General features: G+C 62.7%; 14 protein-coding genes. 4 read left to right on the plus strand and 10 right to left on the minus strand.

Annotated elements, in window-relative coordinates:
• Positions 1 to 17: 17 nt before the first annotated feature.
• Positions 18 to 335, minus strand: coding sequence for a hypothetical protein (locus tag V1290_RS22965; RefSeq protein WP_334366492.1), 318 nt, complete (start codon positions 333 to 335; stop codon positions 18 to 20).
• A gap of 117 nt (positions 336 to 452) precedes the next feature.
• Positions 453 to 1379 carry a division plane positioning ATPase MipZ gene (locus tag V1290_RS22970; RefSeq protein WP_334369144.1) on the minus strand — a complete coding sequence of 309 codons (927 nt, stop codon included), beginning with the start codon at positions 1377 to 1379 and terminating at the stop codon, positions 453 to 455.
• Positions 1380 to 1674: 295 nt separating this feature from the next.
• Between V1290_RS22970 and groES the strand changes: the two genes are divergently transcribed.
• Both groES and groL read left to right on the plus strand, forming a co-directional pair.
• Complete coding sequence (groES, locus tag V1290_RS22975; RefSeq protein WP_334366493.1) at positions 1675 to 1989, plus strand: co-chaperone GroES; 315 nt, start codon at positions 1675 to 1677, stop codon at positions 1987 to 1989.
• Positions 1990 to 2042: 53 nt separating this feature from the next.
• Positions 2043 to 3704 carry a chaperonin GroEL gene (gene groL, locus V1290_RS22980; RefSeq protein ID WP_334366494.1) on the plus strand — a complete coding sequence of 554 codons (1662 nt, stop codon included), beginning with the start codon at positions 2043 to 2045 and terminating at the stop codon, positions 3702 to 3704.
• A gap of 153 nt (positions 3705 to 3857) precedes the next feature.
• On the opposite strand, the gene V1290_RS22985 is transcribed toward groL, so the two are convergent.
• Both V1290_RS22985 and V1290_RS22990 read right to left on the minus strand, forming a co-directional pair.
• Positions 3858 to 4415 carry an HNH endonuclease gene (locus V1290_RS22985; RefSeq protein WP_057842830.1) on the minus strand — a complete coding sequence of 186 codons (558 nt, stop codon included), beginning with the start codon at positions 4413 to 4415 and terminating at the stop codon, positions 3858 to 3860.
• A gap of 244 nt (positions 4416 to 4659) precedes the next feature.
• A complete protein-coding gene (locus V1290_RS22990) occupies positions 4660 to 5085 on the minus strand; it encodes a YybH family protein (RefSeq protein ID WP_334366495.1) in 426 nt (141 codons plus the stop codon).
• A 199-nt stretch (positions 5086 to 5284) separates the two neighbouring features.
• On the opposite strand from V1290_RS22990, the gene V1290_RS22995 reads away from it, so the two are divergent.
• The gene (locus V1290_RS22995; protein ID WP_334366496.1) at positions 5285 to 6214 is read left to right on the plus strand and encodes a LysR family transcriptional regulator; all 930 of its coding nucleotides are present in this window, start codon (positions 5285 to 5287) and stop codon (positions 6212 to 6214) included.
• 347 nt (positions 6215 to 6561) lie between these two features.
• Here V1290_RS22995 and V1290_RS23000 read toward each other — a convergent pair whose 3' ends face one another.
• The 3 genes from V1290_RS23000 to V1290_RS23010 all read right to left on the minus strand — a co-directional run bounded on the left by V1290_RS23000 (position 6562) and on the right by V1290_RS23010 (position 9766).
• Positions 6562 to 7530 carry a peptidyl-alpha-hydroxyglycine alpha-amidating lyase family protein gene (locus tag V1290_RS23000; protein ID WP_334366497.1) on the minus strand — a complete coding sequence of 323 codons (969 nt, stop codon included), beginning with the start codon at positions 7528 to 7530 and terminating at the stop codon, positions 6562 to 6564.
• Positions 7531 to 7724: 194 nt separating this feature from the next.
• Positions 7725 to 8405, minus strand: coding sequence for a response regulator transcription factor (locus V1290_RS23005; protein WP_334366498.1), 681 nt, complete (start codon positions 8403 to 8405; stop codon positions 7725 to 7727).
• 2 nt (positions 8406 to 8407) lie between these two features.
• Positions 8408 to 9766, minus strand: a complete 1359-nt coding sequence (locus V1290_RS23010; protein WP_334366499.1) for a sensor histidine kinase — start codon at positions 9764 to 9766, stop codon at positions 8408 to 8410.
• A 211-nt stretch (positions 9767 to 9977) separates the two neighbouring features.
• Between V1290_RS23010 and V1290_RS23015 the strand changes: the two genes are divergently transcribed.
• Positions 9978 to 10967 carry a DUF2380 domain-containing protein gene (locus tag V1290_RS23015; RefSeq protein ID WP_334366500.1) on the plus strand — a complete coding sequence of 330 codons (990 nt, stop codon included), beginning with the start codon at positions 9978 to 9980 and terminating at the stop codon, positions 10965 to 10967.
• Here the strand turns inward: V1290_RS23015 and V1290_RS23020 are convergent.
• The 3 genes from V1290_RS23020 to V1290_RS23030 form a co-directional block, all read right to left on the minus strand.
• Positions 10927 to 12693, minus strand: a complete 1767-nt coding sequence (locus V1290_RS23020; protein WP_334366501.1) for a flavin-containing monooxygenase — start codon at positions 12691 to 12693, stop codon at positions 10927 to 10929. The genes V1290_RS23015 and V1290_RS23020 overlap by 41 nt on opposite strands.
• A gap of 96 nt (positions 12694 to 12789) precedes the next feature.
• The gene (locus tag V1290_RS23025; protein WP_334366502.1) at positions 12790 to 13887 is read right to left on the minus strand and encodes a DUF2855 family protein; all 1098 of its coding nucleotides are present in this window, start codon (positions 13885 to 13887) and stop codon (positions 12790 to 12792) included.
• Between the two features lie 219 nt (positions 13888 to 14106).
• Complete coding sequence (locus tag V1290_RS23030) at positions 14107 to 15639, minus strand: acyl-CoA synthetase (protein ID WP_334366503.1); 1533 nt, start codon at positions 15637 to 15639, stop codon at positions 14107 to 14109.
• Positions 15640 to 15649 lie beyond the last annotated feature (10 nt).

Here is a 15649-nt window from a genome sequence, read left to right on the forward strand (position 1 = left end):
GCTTCTACGCGATGGGCTCACCAGTCGGAAATGCCATAACCGACTTCCGTGGTGTAGCCGTAGGGTCCGTAGTCGACAGGCACCGGCGCGCCAAACGCAGGGTTCGGCACATAGGCCCGACGGCTGACCACGACGGTGCGTGGCCGCACAATCGGCGGTGCCGCGACAACCGGCGCCGGTGCGACGTAGACGCTGCCGGGAGCCACTGCCACGGGATAGGGGTCGACGTATCTATCGACATAGATTGCCTGCGCGGATGCACTGGTGATGCCAAGGGCCAACGAGCCGGCGATCGCCATGCCGGCCATCGAGCAAATGCGCGACTTGTTTGTCATGTTCCGCAATCTCCTTTGCTGCTTGTTACGGCTTCCAACGAACCCACACCGCGCACGGGCGTTCCGGTGCTCACGAAGTTTTTTGGACGCAGGCTCCGTAATGACGCGCCCCCCCGCTCACGGACCGGCCAGGATCTCGGTATCCAGCGGGCTGTTGTGAGAAGCAAACCATTCGGCGCGAAGCACTGCACGGCGGCGACCGCGATCGTTGATTGGCAGCTTCAACGCCTCGATCAGGCCCTGAACCTCGCGGCGCGCGGGGAGACGAGATGTCTCCTCCCCGTCGGTGTCGGGCATAGTCTCGCTTAGCTCGTCCAGCGCGGTGAGCCCGCGGGGAAAAAGATCGCGATACATCGCCCGCTCCTGAAGGCCAGTCGCGGCCCGGAAACCTGCATTGAGAGCCAGTTCCTGCAAGCAGCCGCAAAGAACCGGGGCGGTAGATGATCGTTGCGCCGAAATGCGATTGCGCACGACCACCCAATCGATGAGGGCGCCGTCAACCGGCCGGCGATGCCGGCGTATCTCGCGCACCAACTCGCCGTAATGGCCGACCCCGGTGACCGTCAACGTAACCGGATCGAGTGTCGCCAGCACGTCGAGGTCGAGAAAACTGTCGTTCAGCGGCGTCACCAGGGTGTCCGTGATCGAATGGGCGAGCCGCATCAGGTAGCTGTCATGCGGGGGCGTATCGATCACGACGAAGTCATGGCGATCCTGCGCGGCGGCAACGGCCCGCTGGAAATCGGAGCATTCGGCGGCCTCGTTTTCAGCCACCATGGGGCCTTCGACGCGTGCGATGCAGAAATGCGTCGGCAGTTCCAGATCGACCTGGCTCCGCCGCGCCCAACCGCGCCGGCTCTCGATGTAGTGGGTGAGGGTCCGTTGCCGCCCGTCGAGGTCAATGGTTGCGACGCGCTGGCCGGCCTTCAGCAGCGCAACGGCAACATGCATCGCGATTGTGGTTTTACCCGAGCCGCCCTTCTCGTTTCCGACCACGACCACATGCGGCGACGGGCGCAATTGATATGTAGGCGCGGTAAGCACGGCTGCGCCTCCACGAACCGTCGGTTGCTTTTCAAGCCTGCTCAGGACGGGCGCTCTGCAAAGGCGCGGCAGTCCTGTGCGGCAGGCAACGACATAACAGACGCGTGGAGCCGTTTGTTCCTGGAACGCCTGCAACCCCCGCTGTCGTCAATCATTTTTTTGCAAGTCCCTTGAAGCGCAATTCTGACCCACCTAGGTCGCATGTGTCAGCCGTAGACTTCCGCCTGTCGCAGACTTCCGCCTGTCGACGGCTGTGATTTCCTGTCATCTCCACAAGCAGCCGAGGAGGAGCGCAATGAAATTCCGTCCGCTTCACGATCGGGTAGTCGTCAAGCGCATTGAGGCCGAGGAAAAGACTGCCGGAGGCATCATCATCCCCGATACCGCCAGGGAGAAGCCGCAACAGGGGGAGGTCGTGGCGGTCGGCCCCGGAGGGCGTGACGAGGCCGGCAAGCTCGTTCCGATCGACCTTCAGGTCGGCGATCGCGTGCTGTTCGGCAAATGGTCGGGCACCGAGGTCAAGATCGACGACACCGAGTATTTGATCATGAAAGAGAACGACATCATGGGCGTGCTGGTGGAGTCCGGCGCCAGTCGCAAGGCCGCTTGAAAGCCCGCCCGATGTAATGGGTAACCGATGAACAGTATCTTAGGAGCAAGACCATGGCTGCCAAGGAAGTCAAATTTTCGGTCGATGCCCGCGAGAAGATGCTGCGCGGCGTCGACATTCTTGCCAATGCGGTGAAAGTAACGCTCGGCCCGAAAGGCCGAAACGTCGTTCTCGAAAAGTCGTTCGGCGCGCCGCGCATCACCAAGGACGGTGTCACCGTCGCCAAGGAGATCGAGCTCGAAGACAAGTTCGAGAACATGGGCGCCCAGATGGTGCGCGAGGTGGCGTCCAAGACGTCCGATCGGGTTGGCGACGGCACCACCACGGCCACCGTGCTTGCCCAGGCGATCGTGAAGGAGGGAGCGAAGGCTGTCGCCGCAGGCGTGAATCCGATGGACCTCAAGCGGGGTATCGACCGCGCTATCGATGCCCTGATAGGCGATATCGAGAAGAACTCGAAAAAGATCACATCGAACGATGAGATCGCGCAGGTTGCAACCATTTCGGCCAACGGCGACGCCGAGATCGGCCGCTTCCTCGCCGACGCCATGAAGGCCGACGCCATGAAGAAGGTCGGTAACGACGGTGTAATAACAGTCGAGGAGGCGAAGTCGCTGCAGACCGAGCTTGAAGTGGTGGAGGGCATGCAGTTCGACCGCGGCTACATCTCGCCCTACTTCATCACCAACGCCGAAAAGATGCGGGTCGAGCTCGAAGACCCCTACATTCTAATCCACGAAAAGAAGCTGTCGGGACTGCAGCCAATGCTGCCGCTGCTCGAATCCATCGTGCAGTCAGGCAAGCCGCTGCTCATCATTGCCGAGGACGTCGAGGGCGAGGCGCTCGCCACCCTCGTCGTAAACAGGCTGCGTGGCGGATTGAAAGTCGCGGCGGTGAAAGCGCCCGGCTTCGGCGATCGTCGCAAGGCGATGCTCCAGGATATCGCGATCCTTACCGGCGGCACCATGATTTCCGAGGATCTCGGTATCAAGCTGGAGAGCGTGACCATCAAAATGCTCGGCCACGCCAAGCATGTGAGGATCGATAAGGAAAATACCACGATCGTTAACGGCGGCGGCAAGAAGGCTGACATTGAAGCTCGCATTACCCAGATCAAGGCCGAGATCGAGGAGACCACCTCCGACTACGATCGTGAGAAACTCCAGGAGCGGCTTGCCAAGCTCGCGGGCGGTGTCGCGGTGATCCGTGTCGGTAGGGCGACCGAGGTGGAGGTAAAGGAGCGCAAGGACCGCGTCGACGACGCGCTGCATGCGACCCGCGCGGCAGTCGAGGAAGGCATTTTGCCCGGCGGCGGCGTTCCCCTGCTCCGCGCCGGCAAGGCGCTCGACAGGCTGAAACCAGCCAACGAGGACGAGCGCTATGGCGTCGAGATCGTCAAGAAAGCGCTTTCGTGGCCGACCCGCCAGATCGCGATCAACGCGGGCGAGGATGGTTCGCTCGTGATTGGACAGATCCTGGATAAGGATACGTACGCCTTCGGCTTTGATGCCCAGACCGGCGAGTTCGGCAACCTGATCTCAAAGGGGATTATCGATCCCACCAAGGTGGTGCGAACCGCGCTTGAGGACGCAGCATCGGTAGCTGGCCTACTCGTCACCACGGAGGCAATGGTTGCTGAACTTCCGAAGAAGAAGTCGCCGCCGACAACTCCGGGTGCGGGTGCGAGCATGGCCGATATGGATTACCAGATCTAACTCGGGAGTGATTGGCGCGTCTTCGACCGCGCCAATCATCGTTTCGTCGGCGATGGGTATCTCGCTCTACGAATTCTGAACCGCTCCGCCTATGGATCGGGGCTCGGCGTGCCTCCGATCAGGCGACCATCAACAACAGCCCGCGGCGGTCTGCTACGGATCGAGCTCGGTGTCCCAGTAAAGATAATCCAGCCAGCTATCGTGCAGATAGTTCGGCGGAAATAATCGCCCGTTGCGGTGCAACTGATGCACGGTCGGCGCGAACGGGTGTTGCCGCGGAAACATCTTTGCCTGCTGCGGGGTTAGATTGCCCTTGCGTAAGTTACATGGCGAACAGGCTGCGACGACGTTCTCCCAGGTGGTCTGGCCGCCCTTGCTGCGCGGAATGATGTGATCGAAGGTCAGGTCGTCATGCGCGTTGCAGTACTGGCAGACGAAGCGGTCGCGCAGGAAGACGTTGAAGCGGGTGAAGGCGGGATGCGTGGTCGGCTTGACGAAGGATTTGAGCGACACCACGCTGGGAAGCTGGATCTCGAAGCTCGGGCTGTGCACCGCGCGGTCGTAGTGCTCGACGATGTTGACGCGATCGAGAAACACCGCCTTGATCGCGTCCTGCCACGACCAGAGAGACAGCGGGTAATAGCTCAGCGGCCGGAAATCCGCGTTCAGCACCAATACCGGCCAACCGCCCTGCGAGACATGTGCGTTCAAGTAACGCTCCTGACCCCCATGTTAGCTGCGAAGCAGCGTGTGCCCTGCATACTACAGGCAGCGTGACGGGATTGTGAAGAGCGTTCCAAGGCTTATCCAGCAGCGGGAACGCGTGATTCTCTGCCGTGACCCTGGAAAAAGCCTCGGTTCCTGACCTCGCCAATGCCGGACATTCGCGGTCAATCCATCGTGATAGGCGGCCCGGGCCGGGCGATTCGCCTCCGGCGTGGGCTGTATGGCGCGACTATTCGGTGTGCGGCGGAGCTTCGACCGCCCAGCTCGGATCGGCACCGAACGGGTGATCCATGAAGAATACCCATGTGCCGTCAGGCATCCTGCGGTGAACCTCCATACCATGGTGATGCACCTCGGTGCGCTTGCCGTTTTCGTCGGTGCCCTTGATCAGCCACTGCGACCGCGTCATCGCGAAGTCGCCGGAAACCGTCGTGTGATGGGTCACGACGTCCATGTGCGGCTTCAATCCGACATAGGCCGCCATCGTCTTGCGGATGCCGTCGGCGCCGCGCGCGACGGTGCTGCCGCCATGGACCTCGTCGACCTGAACGATCGAGGCGTCGGGGTGGTACATCGCTGCCGCGGCGTCAACGTCCTGCGCATTGAACGCGCGTGCCAGCCAGAGATTGCAAAGTTCGGGGGACGGAGCACCCATTTCTTGGACTCCCATGTGTTGAAGGTTGTCGATGCGAGGAGGCCGTGGCCTCACGCTCCGGTGCAAGGCCGGATCGGTGTCACCTGAAGTTCCTCATCTCGCTTCCCGTTGCGGTAGGTAACGTTTGGCGCGGCGGAAAGCACGTTGGAGGTACGCCAGCGTCACTTGCGAAACTGCAAGCGGCGCTTACGTCTGCGCCATGGAGGACTGGAACGAGCCCCAACTCGTGTTGGCGGTGCATCGGGCAAGCAGCCTTACCGGCGCCGCCAAGGCGCTTGAGATCGATCACTCGACCGCGTTTCGGCGCCTGAATGCTCTGGAAACGCGGCTCGGCGTGCGTCTGTTCGAGCGTCTTCCCGGCGGAGCGTATCAAGCGACGCCGGCCGGCGAGCGGATGGCGGCAGCGGCCGAGCGGATGGAAGATGAGGCGCTCGCCATCGACCGCGACATTGCGGGGCGGGATCACCGTCCCTCCGGCCGCCTGCGCGTAACCTCCTCGGAAACGCTGGCGTATCGAAAGCTGACCAGCCATCTTGCCGCGTTCCGGCGAACCCATCCCGGCATCGTCGTCGAGCTCGTGGTCGACAACCGCGTCCTCAATCTCTCGCGCCGCGAGGCTGATATCGCGCTTCGTCCGATGCGGCCGAAGGAAGGCGATCTCTGGGGTCGCAAACTCGCCGACGTCGCGTGGACCGTTTACGGCGCAACCGGCTATCTCAAGGAAAGAGGCGGGGCCGTTTCATCCCCCGAAGACCTCGGCCGTCACGCCCTGATCGGATGGGAAGAAACCGCAGTTGGCATCATGGCGGCCGACTGGCTCAATCGAATGATGCCGGATGATGCCTTCGTCTACCGGACCAACAGCCTCGTCAATCAGTTCATCGCCGCGAAGGCCGGCATCGGTCTCGCGCTGCTTCCTTGCTATCTCGGTGACGACGATCGCGATCTCGCCCGCGCGCTGCCGAATGCGGTGCCGGATCTGGTTGGCGAATTGTGGATCGTGACACATGCTGATCTGAAGAAGACGGCGCGCGTGCGTGCCTTCTTCGATATCGTTGGAGAAGGCCTCGCGCGTGAGCACAGCCTGTTTGACGGGCGAGGCCGGTCCCGCGCCGCCGATCGCCAGTAGCGACGCACGTTGCGGTTCGCGCCCGTCCATAGCCTGATGACTCTTGGTTAGATCGATTTGGCCGCGGACTTGCTTCACCTCTCCCGCTTGCGGGGGAGGCGTAGGCCACCTTCAGTGGCCGTCCTCTGAGACGCCGAGGCAAAGCCTCGGCTATGCCGGAGCGCCGGGTAGGGACTCTCTCCACATGGGGAGTGTCAATTGTGGAGGCACCCCCACCCATAGCCGATGCTACGCATCGGCGTTCTTAAACCAAGGACGGCGGCCGTAGGCCGCCTACGCCTCCCCCGCAAGCGGGAGAGGGGGTGCAATCCCGTCGCGGCTGCAATCCGACCTAATCTCATCATGGTCTAGATCTTCTCCAGCTTCTGCAGGCAGCGCGTCACCCCGACCTCCGGCGGCATCGGTGTGTCCGGAAAGCTGGTCTTCCAGTCGGTGACGCCGACCTCGCCGATATAGATGTCGCCCTTGGAATCCAGTGCGATGCCGTGCGGGGCGAGAAATTTGCCGGCCTCCAGCCCCGGGCCGTTTTCGCCGCCGAGCCGAGCAATGCGCCTGCCTTTCGAATCCACGATCGAAAGCCGTGGACCGAGATTCGGTACCTTGCGGTTGACGGCCATGCCGGGGCCGAGCTCGCCGACGATGAAATTCGGCTGCTTGCCGCCGCAGCAGCACAGTGCGCACGGCCGGTGCAGATAGTTCCACTGCGTCTCGTATTTGCCGTTACCGTCGAACACCTGCACGCGGTGGTTCTCGCGGTCCGCGACATAGACCCAGCCGTCGGCGTCGGTGGCGATGTTGTGAACGATGTTGAACTGGCCGGGATCGGTGCCGGGCTCGCCCCAGGTCTTCAGGAGCTTGCCGTCAGGCGAATATTTGTGGACGCAGGCATTGCCGTAGCCGTCGGAGACGTAGATCTCGCCCTGCGGCGACAGCGCCGTATGCGTGCAGCGATGAAACGGCTCGCCGCTCATGAACGGCGCGGGCTTGTTCGGGATGCCGATGGTCAGCAGCACCTTGCCGTCGGGGGAGCACTTGCGCACGGTGTGGTCGCCGTCGTCAGTGCAATAGAGATTGTCGTCGGCGTCGATGTACAGGCCATGCGCGCGGTTGAACAGGCCTTCGCCCCAGCTCTTGATGAAATTCCCCTCGCGGTCCAGCACCACCATCGGATGGGCGCCGCGGTTGAAGACGTAGATGCGGTCCTTGCTGTCGACGGCGACCGAGGCGACGTCGGTCAGGCTCCAGCCGTCGGGCAGTTTCGCCCAGTTTTCGACGACGCGGTAACGGTGCTCGCCCGAGCCGAGAATGGCCGACATGCGCTTCTCCCCAATCCGATATTTTGTTGGCCGGGAGTGTTGCAGAGACCTGCCCGAAGCACGAGGGGGATTTGCGCATGGCACGTTTCTTCCAGACTAGAGCCCGGTTCTGATTGAATCAGAACCGGGCTCCAGATTCTTGTTTTGACGCGTTTTCTTGACGCGAACCCGTGTCCACTTCGCTGGAAAACGCTCTAGCTTCCCATATCCTCCGCCGCGATGATCCGCTGGCGAAGCGCCAGGCGCACCAATTCGATGTCGGAGGCGACGCCGAGCTTGGCGCGGATCTGATAGCGCGTGTTGGCCGCGGTCTTCACGCTGATATGCAGCGTGTTTGCGATCTCATCCACGGACTTCTCCGCCAGCAGCATGCGCAGGATTTCGAATTCCCGTGGGCTCAGTGCGTCGACTGCCGAAGGCTCGTCGGCGAGCCGGTTGATGGCGAGTTCGTGGTCGATGTCGGGGCTGAGCGCGATGCGTCCGGCCATGACCTCGGCGATCGCGCGCAACAGCGCGTCGGGCGGATTGCTTTTGGTGACAAAGCCACGTGCGCCCGCCTTGATCGCCTGGACCGCATAGGCCGCGCTCTGGTGCATCGTGAAGACCAGGATGCGCGCCGACTTGTCCCATTGCCGGATGCGCCTGATAGCCTCGACCCCGCCAATTCCCGGCATCGACAGGTCCATGATGACGAGGTCGGGCCTGGCTTCCTTGTAGACGCGATAGGCGTCGGCCCCATTGTCGGCTTCAGCGACGACTTGCAGGCGATCCTGCTTCTGCAGCAGCGAGCGATAGCCCTCGCGCACGATGGCATGGTCGTCCACCAGCATCACGCGCGTGCGGCCTGCGGTGTCCGCCAAATCTAAGGCTGCCATGTCTAAGACTCCACCCGCATCGTGGGAATGCGCGCGACAAGTCGGGCGCCGCCCGCCTCTCGCCGCTCGAATTGCAAGGACCCTCCGAGCGAAACCACGCGCTCTTGCATGCCGAGCAGTCCCATGCCGGCTTTCGGCTTCAGGTTGGCGCTGGCCGCTTCGCCGTCGTCATCGACGGTCAGGACGATCTCGGCGTCTCCGGCATCGAGACGCAATTGCACGCACCTAGCCTGTGCGTGCTTGGCTGCATTGGTGATCGCCTCCTGCGCGATGCGATAAAGACTGGCGCTGACACCGGGCGGCAAATCGTCGGCCTTGCCACTGACGGCAATCTCGAATCGGGTGCGGCCCTTCTCAAAGCCATTCCAACTCGCGACCAGGCTTTCGAGGCTGAGGGTGAGGCCGAGTTCCTCGACGTCAGGCGGCCGCAGGCGCACCAGCGCGCCGCGCAAGGTTTCCATCATATGCGCCGTCGTACGCGAGATGCCCCGGCATTCCTCGTACAGTGGCGGGCATTGGCGCTCCGCGGTGTGAGCGGCGGCAGCAGCCTGCGCCGCGATGGCGGAAAGCGACTGGCCGAATTCGTCGTGCAGCTCGCGCGCAAGATGGCGCCGCTCCTCGTCCTGCACTTCGATCAGTTTTCGCGTCAAGGCGTTGCGTTCGGCAAGCGTTGCCTGCAGCCGCTGTGCAAGGGCGTTGAAGACGCCGGAAATTGCCGACAATTCCGCAAGGTCGAAACGCGGCAGGCGCGCGGAAAGATCGTTAGCCGCCAGTTGCCGCAGTCCCGTGGCAATGGCCTGGGTCGGCCGCAGCGCCCGCGCCAGCGCGGCATAGACCGCAACACAAAGCCCGGCCAGCGCAAAAGCCATGATGGAGAGCAGCCGGCTCACCTCGCGCCAGCTCTGGCCGATCTGCGTCGCGGGGTCGAAGGTTGCGACCGCCATGCCCCGAGCGCTGCCGGCAACGAGGACCGGCATCGAGACCGGTTCACCCGGACGAAAGACGGTGCGATAGAGGGAGGCGAAGCTTTCGGGCGCGGCCATTTCGTCTGCGGGCGCTCCACTGCAGACCCCTTGCCGAAACGCGCCGGTATTGTCGCGGTAGGCAATGCAAAGGCCCGGCTCCATCAGCGCCGCGATTCCTTGCAGATCCGGCGTTGCGTTGATGGAGACGGAGAGCCATTGCGCCTGCGATTGCTGCAACGAGAGATCCCGGGCCACGATCTCGGCGATTCGGCTCGCTTTGGCCTTCGCGGCACGGTCGCTGTCGAACAAGGCGTAGGCCGCGACGGCGATGAAGCAAGCTGCCGCAAGCGCCGCGACGCGTAACGCCAGCCGCAGCTTCAGATCGATGGCGGGCATAGGCCTCGCCACGGAGTTGGATGCCTGTCGCAAGCTCCCTCCCATGGGCTTAGACTATAGAAGCAAATTTCCCCGGGAAGAAAGCGGGGCAAGCCAAGATCGGGTATTTCACCCGGCCGATGCAGGGAAAGCTGCCGTTTCGGCGGGGCAGCAGATCGGGCGAAATCGCGGCGAGTAAGGCAGCTCCGCGTTAGCAGTTCCGAGGTGATCCATGCGCTCCATCGCCACCATCCTCGCTCCGGCCATTGTGCTGGCCACGCTCGCGACGGCTGAGGCAGCTGAAACACCCGCGCCGCCTCCGATCAAAATTGCAGTCTTTCCCTTCGAACTGGAGGATTTCAGTGCCGGGGCCGCCTACGTCCCTCCTGATGACATCGATCGCGAGCAATTGCGGCTTTCGACGGAGGAAGCCCGTCGGCTGATCGCGGCGTCCGGGCGCTACAAAATCGTCGATGTCAGCGCGGCGAACGACCCAGCGGCGAACGCAGGCAGGTTGCGGAATTGCGAGGGCTGCGAAGCCAGGATCGCCGCCGGCCTCGGTGCAGATCAGTCGATGATCGGGATCGTCACGCGCATCACCCGAACGGAATACGCGGTCACCTTCAAGATACGGGACGCCAGATCCGGGGCGATGGTCGCGGTCGAACAGACGGATTTGCGCATGGGCGCCAATGTGGCCTGGAGCCGCGGGGCGCGGTGGCTGATCCAGAACCGTCTGCTGGATCGGGCGCAGGACAAGCCGCTCATCTTCGCAGTCGCCGAAATCGAATATATCGACACCTCGGGCGAGGTCATCGATCAAAGCGCCGACCATTTGCGGCGCCGGCGCACCTTCGAAGCCTCGCTACGTACCGATCTGGCGGCGAGCGGAAAGCTGCGAAGCGCCGATCTCGATTGTCCGGCAAACGCCTGTTCGGTCGGCGACCTCACCGTCGCTCAGTTGCTCGGCATGGCGCAGGCGGCCGGCGCCGACCTTCTCCTGATCGGCAGCGTTCAAAAGATGAGCACGCTCGTGCAATGGGCGAAATTCGACATCATCGACGTGAAGGCGCGGAAGGTGGTATTCGAACGCCTCGTCAGCTTTCGCGGCGACAACGACGAAGCCTGGCGTCGCGCGGCAGCCTTCATCATCAGGCAAATCAGCGATCGCGAGGCGGAACTCACGCGCCTCGCGGCAACAGCCCTTCCTCGATCGCCTTGATCTGCAGCGCCAGATGTTTTGAGCCGATGCGGCATTGCGCGAGGCCGCCGGCGATGAACCACAGGCCGGGCTGACCGGTCCGCCTGTACATGTTGCGCAGTTCCTGCTCCTCGCCAAATCCCCAGATCGTGCCGACGCGCTTTTCCACCGCCTCGCCGAACAGTTTTCGCACCAGCTCTTCCTGGCGCTTGTAGCCAGTCGCCAGCACCACGAGATCGGCGGCGATGGTCTCGCCCTTCTTCATTTTCGCGCCTGCGGCCGTGAATGTGGCGAGATCGGCAAATTGCTTCAGCGCGATGTCGCCCTTGATGATCAGGTCGGAGCAGCCGACGTTGAAATAATAGCCGCCGCCGCGGGTGAGATATTTGAACTGCCAGCCGGTATTGTCCTCGCCGAAATCGAGCTTGAAGCCGACGCGTTCCAGCCCTTCGAGCAATTCCGTGTCGAGCGCCTTGGATTTCTCCGCGGTGATCGCATGGCTCTTGCGTGCCAGTTTGAGCGGCATCGAGGTCACGATCAGGTCGTTATCCTCTAGCGTGCCTTCATTGTAAGGCGCGTAGACCAGTTGCGCCGATGGCTCGATGCTGACGACCAGCGTGGAGGAGCGCTGGAACAGCGTGACTTTTACGCCGCTGGAATGCAGGTCCTGCGCGATGTCGTGGCCGCTGTTGCCGGTGCCGATCACGATGGCGCGCTTGCCCCTCCAATTCTCACCGTCGTCATACTGGCTGGAATGCATCACCTTGCCGGCGAAATCCTTCAATCCCGGAATGTCAGGCACGCTCGGAATGCCGCTGACGCCGGTCGCCAGCACGACATGGTGTGGATGCATGCTGCGCTTAGCTCCGTCGGCGCAGCGCAGCGTCACCGTCCAGCGACCTTCCGTCTCGTCGTAGCTGCCGCCCTCGAACTCGGTCTCGGTCCAAAAATTCAGCTCCATAGCCTCGACATAAGCTTCGAACCAGTTGGCCAGCTTGTCCTTCGGAATATAGGTCGGCCAGTTCGGCGGGAAGGGCATGTAGGGCAGGTGATTGACCTGCACCTGGTTGTGCAGCGTCAGCGCATGATAGCGCTTGCGCCAATTGTCGCCGATGCGTTTTTCGCGATCGACGATCAGCGTATCGACGTTCAATTGCTTCAGCCGCGCGGCGATCGAGAGCCCGGATTGCCCACCGCCAATGACGAGAACGGTGGGATCGGAGTTGGCATATTCAGCCGACGCCTTGCGTAGGTCGAGCCAGTTCGGCCCGCGAAAGTCCCGCGAATAGGCGTTGCCGCGCGGGCGGTTCACGCCGAGCTGTTCCTCAAGGCCTTTCAACTCGCCAAGCTCGGTCAGCAGCGTCCAGGCCTTCAGGCGGTTGCCATCGTCCGCATCTGATATCAGGCGGATGATGCCGTTGCCGCGCCCGACCCTGGTTTCGAACTTGAAGATCGCCTCGATTGCGCTGGTGCCGGCGCGCATCACCTTGCGCGGTGCAGCGCGACCGGGGGCGATCGCGAAGCCGCAGGGCTCAGCGCCACGGGCCAGCGGCGGCAGCGCCTTCAGGATGGTGTCTCTGCCGTTCAGGGTCTGGATGTTCCAGCTCAGCGCCAGCACGTCGCGCCAATAGCTGTCGGGATGGAACAACGTTTTCAACAGAGCGTCATCGGGTTTACCGAGCGCTTCCTCGAATTGCGCAAGCCAAATGTCGGCGGCAACCGAACTGTCGTCCGTTCTGTCGAGCATGGGCGTTTCCCATCACCGGCCGTCTTCGCGGCGTTTTCCTGTGGGCGAGCCTATACCTATTCCGGACGGTGCAGGAAGGGCGCAAGGAGATGCCGCCTATTCCGAGAGCGACAGGATCAGCCCCTGATCCGGCGGCACGCGGCCATTGAGGATGTCGAGATAGGCGCGTTGAACCGCCGCGGGCCCATGGTTCTCGGTCACCTTCATCCAACGTTCCAGGTTCGGGACGAAGCCAGACCATGCGGCGCGGAACCGGATGTCGACGCCGCCCGGTCCCCACTCCTTGGCGCGCTTGCGGATATGGTCCGGCACGAAGAAGAATTGCGGCTTGGCGCCGGGTAGTGCCTGTGCCGAATCAGCGGGCGACGACTTGCGATGCGTCAGCCCAACGATTCCGCTGTATTTCATTTGGTCGCCGAAGTGCTGGTGCAGCGTTGCACGTAATGGAGTATTGCCGGCCATGTCGACATAGGCGACCGCAGAGTTCGTCGGCAGCGAGCTTACGTTCTGATAGGTCACGACCTCGTCGTAACAGCCAAGCGACCTGACGAAGGTCGTGTTGCCCGGCGAAGTCAGGCCGATCGTCTTGATGCCGTTATCTCTCGCATGCAGGAGGTGCGCGAGCCCGTAGGCGGTCTTGCTGGAAGCCGACGACAGCACTACGCTTTCTGCGCCATAAAATTCGTTCTCGGCGAGAAAGTCATCAACCAGGAACGACAGCATGAACAAGGGGCGCAGCAGCGCCTGATAGTCGCCCTGCCTGCCTGCGAACGAGAGATCGCCGCTGACACGAGCATAGGCATTATAGACCGGCGCCACGCCCTGCCGGTGCGCGGCGGCATCGCGTAAGGCTCGCTTGGAGACGTCGGCAGCCTCGATGACGAGATGCGTCGACATCGGGAAGTAGCCGAACAGTATTTCGCCTGCGGCAATGCCGGGATGCTTCGAGGCGATCACCTCGCCAAACCCCCATACCGGAACGTTGCCGAAACCTTCGGGCGCCGGAAACAACTGCCAATATTTTAGATGATCGCCCAGCACGGCATAAGTGATGTTGTTGGCGGTGAGGGCGAAGCGCGTCACCTTTACCAGTAGCGTCTCGTCAGGCAGCGCGGCCGCGTCGGGCAGTTGCGTCTCGATGGTCTTGCATTGCTGCAGATCGTTGCGGGCGACGACGAAGTCGGTGGATGGCATTGTTTCGATCCCTGCTTCACCTGGCAGCGATCTTTGCGCCGTCTAATGACCGTTTTGCAACAGCAATGATGTTTAAAACGCTGTTCGGATTTGGTTGCAGGAAGGCTATCCTCGTCATTGCGAGGAGCGGAGCGACGAAGCAATCCATCTATCCCCGCGGGGATAGATGGATTGCTTCGCTTCGCTCGCAATGACGTGGAGGGAGCGGAGGGTTAGCCCTCACCCAATCGCCCGCAGCTTACCCTCGGCATATAGATCGCGCAGCTTGCGCTTAAAAATCTTGCCGGTGGCTTCGCGCGGCATGGCGTCCATGAACTGGATGTCTTTGGGCACCTTGAAATTGGCGAGACGTCCGCGCAAAAATTCCTGCACGGCGGCCGGGGACAGCGCCGCATCCGCTTCCGGCTCGATGCACGCAAAAAGCCGCTCGCCGAATTCGTCGTCGGGAACGCCGAACACCGCGCAGTCGCGCACGCCGTCCATGCCGATCAGCGCGTTCTCGATCTCGGCGGGATAGATGTTGACGCCGCCCGAGATCACCATATCGCGCTTGCGGTCGCACAGGAACAAATAGCCGTCGGCGTCGAGATAGCCGACGTCGCCGACGCTGACGAGGCCGTCGCGGCCGGCCTCGGCGCGGGCCTCGGCTTTGCCGTGGTAGTCGAAATCCGGCACGGACATTTGCCGCATAAAGATTTCGCCGGGCTCGCCAACGCCACACGGCTGGCCGTCGGGGCGGAAGATTTTCACGACACCGCCTTCGATGGCGCGGCCGACGGTGCCGGGCTTGGCCAGCGCCTCTTCGGCCGAATGCCACACCGGGATGCCGGTTTCGGTCGAGCCGAAATATTCGTTGATGACCGGGCCCCACCAACCGATCATGGCGCGCTTGACCTGCGGCGGGCAGGGCGCAGCCCCATGCACGACGAAGCGTAGCGACGACAGATCGTAGCGGCGCTTCACCTCATCCGGCAGCCGCAGCAGGCGCACGAACATCGTCGGCACCATGTGCATGTGGGTAACCCGATGACGCTCGATCAGTTGCAGCATGTCCTCGGGATCGAAGCGCGGTTCGAGCACGATTGTGCAGCCGCTGCGGAATGCCAGCATGCCGTAAGAGTTCGGCGCCGAATGGTACATCGGCCCGTTCATCAGGATGACCTGCTCTTCGTTCGGTTTGACGCCATAGGCGATGCCGCCGACCCGCGCCGAAGCCGCAGCCTGTTCCGGCGTCATCGGCTTGCGGCGCACGCCCTTCGGTAGGCCGGTGGTGCCCGACGTATAGAACATCGGCGCGCTGCCGATCGGCGATTCTTGCGAGGGCGCATGCGTGTCGCGCCAACGGTCCCAATCGGTCATGCCGTCGGGGACTCGCGTCAGTGCGGGCGCGACGTTGAAGGCGGCCGCGATTTCCGGCGGCGTAGCCACCACCAGGAGCCGCACGTCGGCGGGCAGGCCATCGCTGATCTGCGGCAGCAGGTCAGCATGGCAGACCAGGATTTTGGCGCCGCTGTCGGCGAGGATGTAGGCGACTTCCTCGGCTTTCAGATGCCAGTTGATCGGCACCACGGGGCTGCCCAGCGCCGCGGCGGCGCTGGAGACTTCGAAGAACGCAAAATCGTTCCGCAGCATCATGCCGACGGGCACGCCGCCACTGACGCCGACCGCCTTGAAGCCCGCCGCCGCCCGCGCGATGCGGGCGTGGATGTCAGGGTAGCTGATCTGGCGTTCGCCGCTGATGATCGATGTCAAATTATCCTCC

It is taken from the genome of Bradyrhizobium sp. AZCC 1578 (assembly GCF_036924675.1).
Taxonomy (GTDB): domain Bacteria; phylum Pseudomonadota; class Alphaproteobacteria; order Rhizobiales; family Xanthobacteraceae; genus Bradyrhizobium.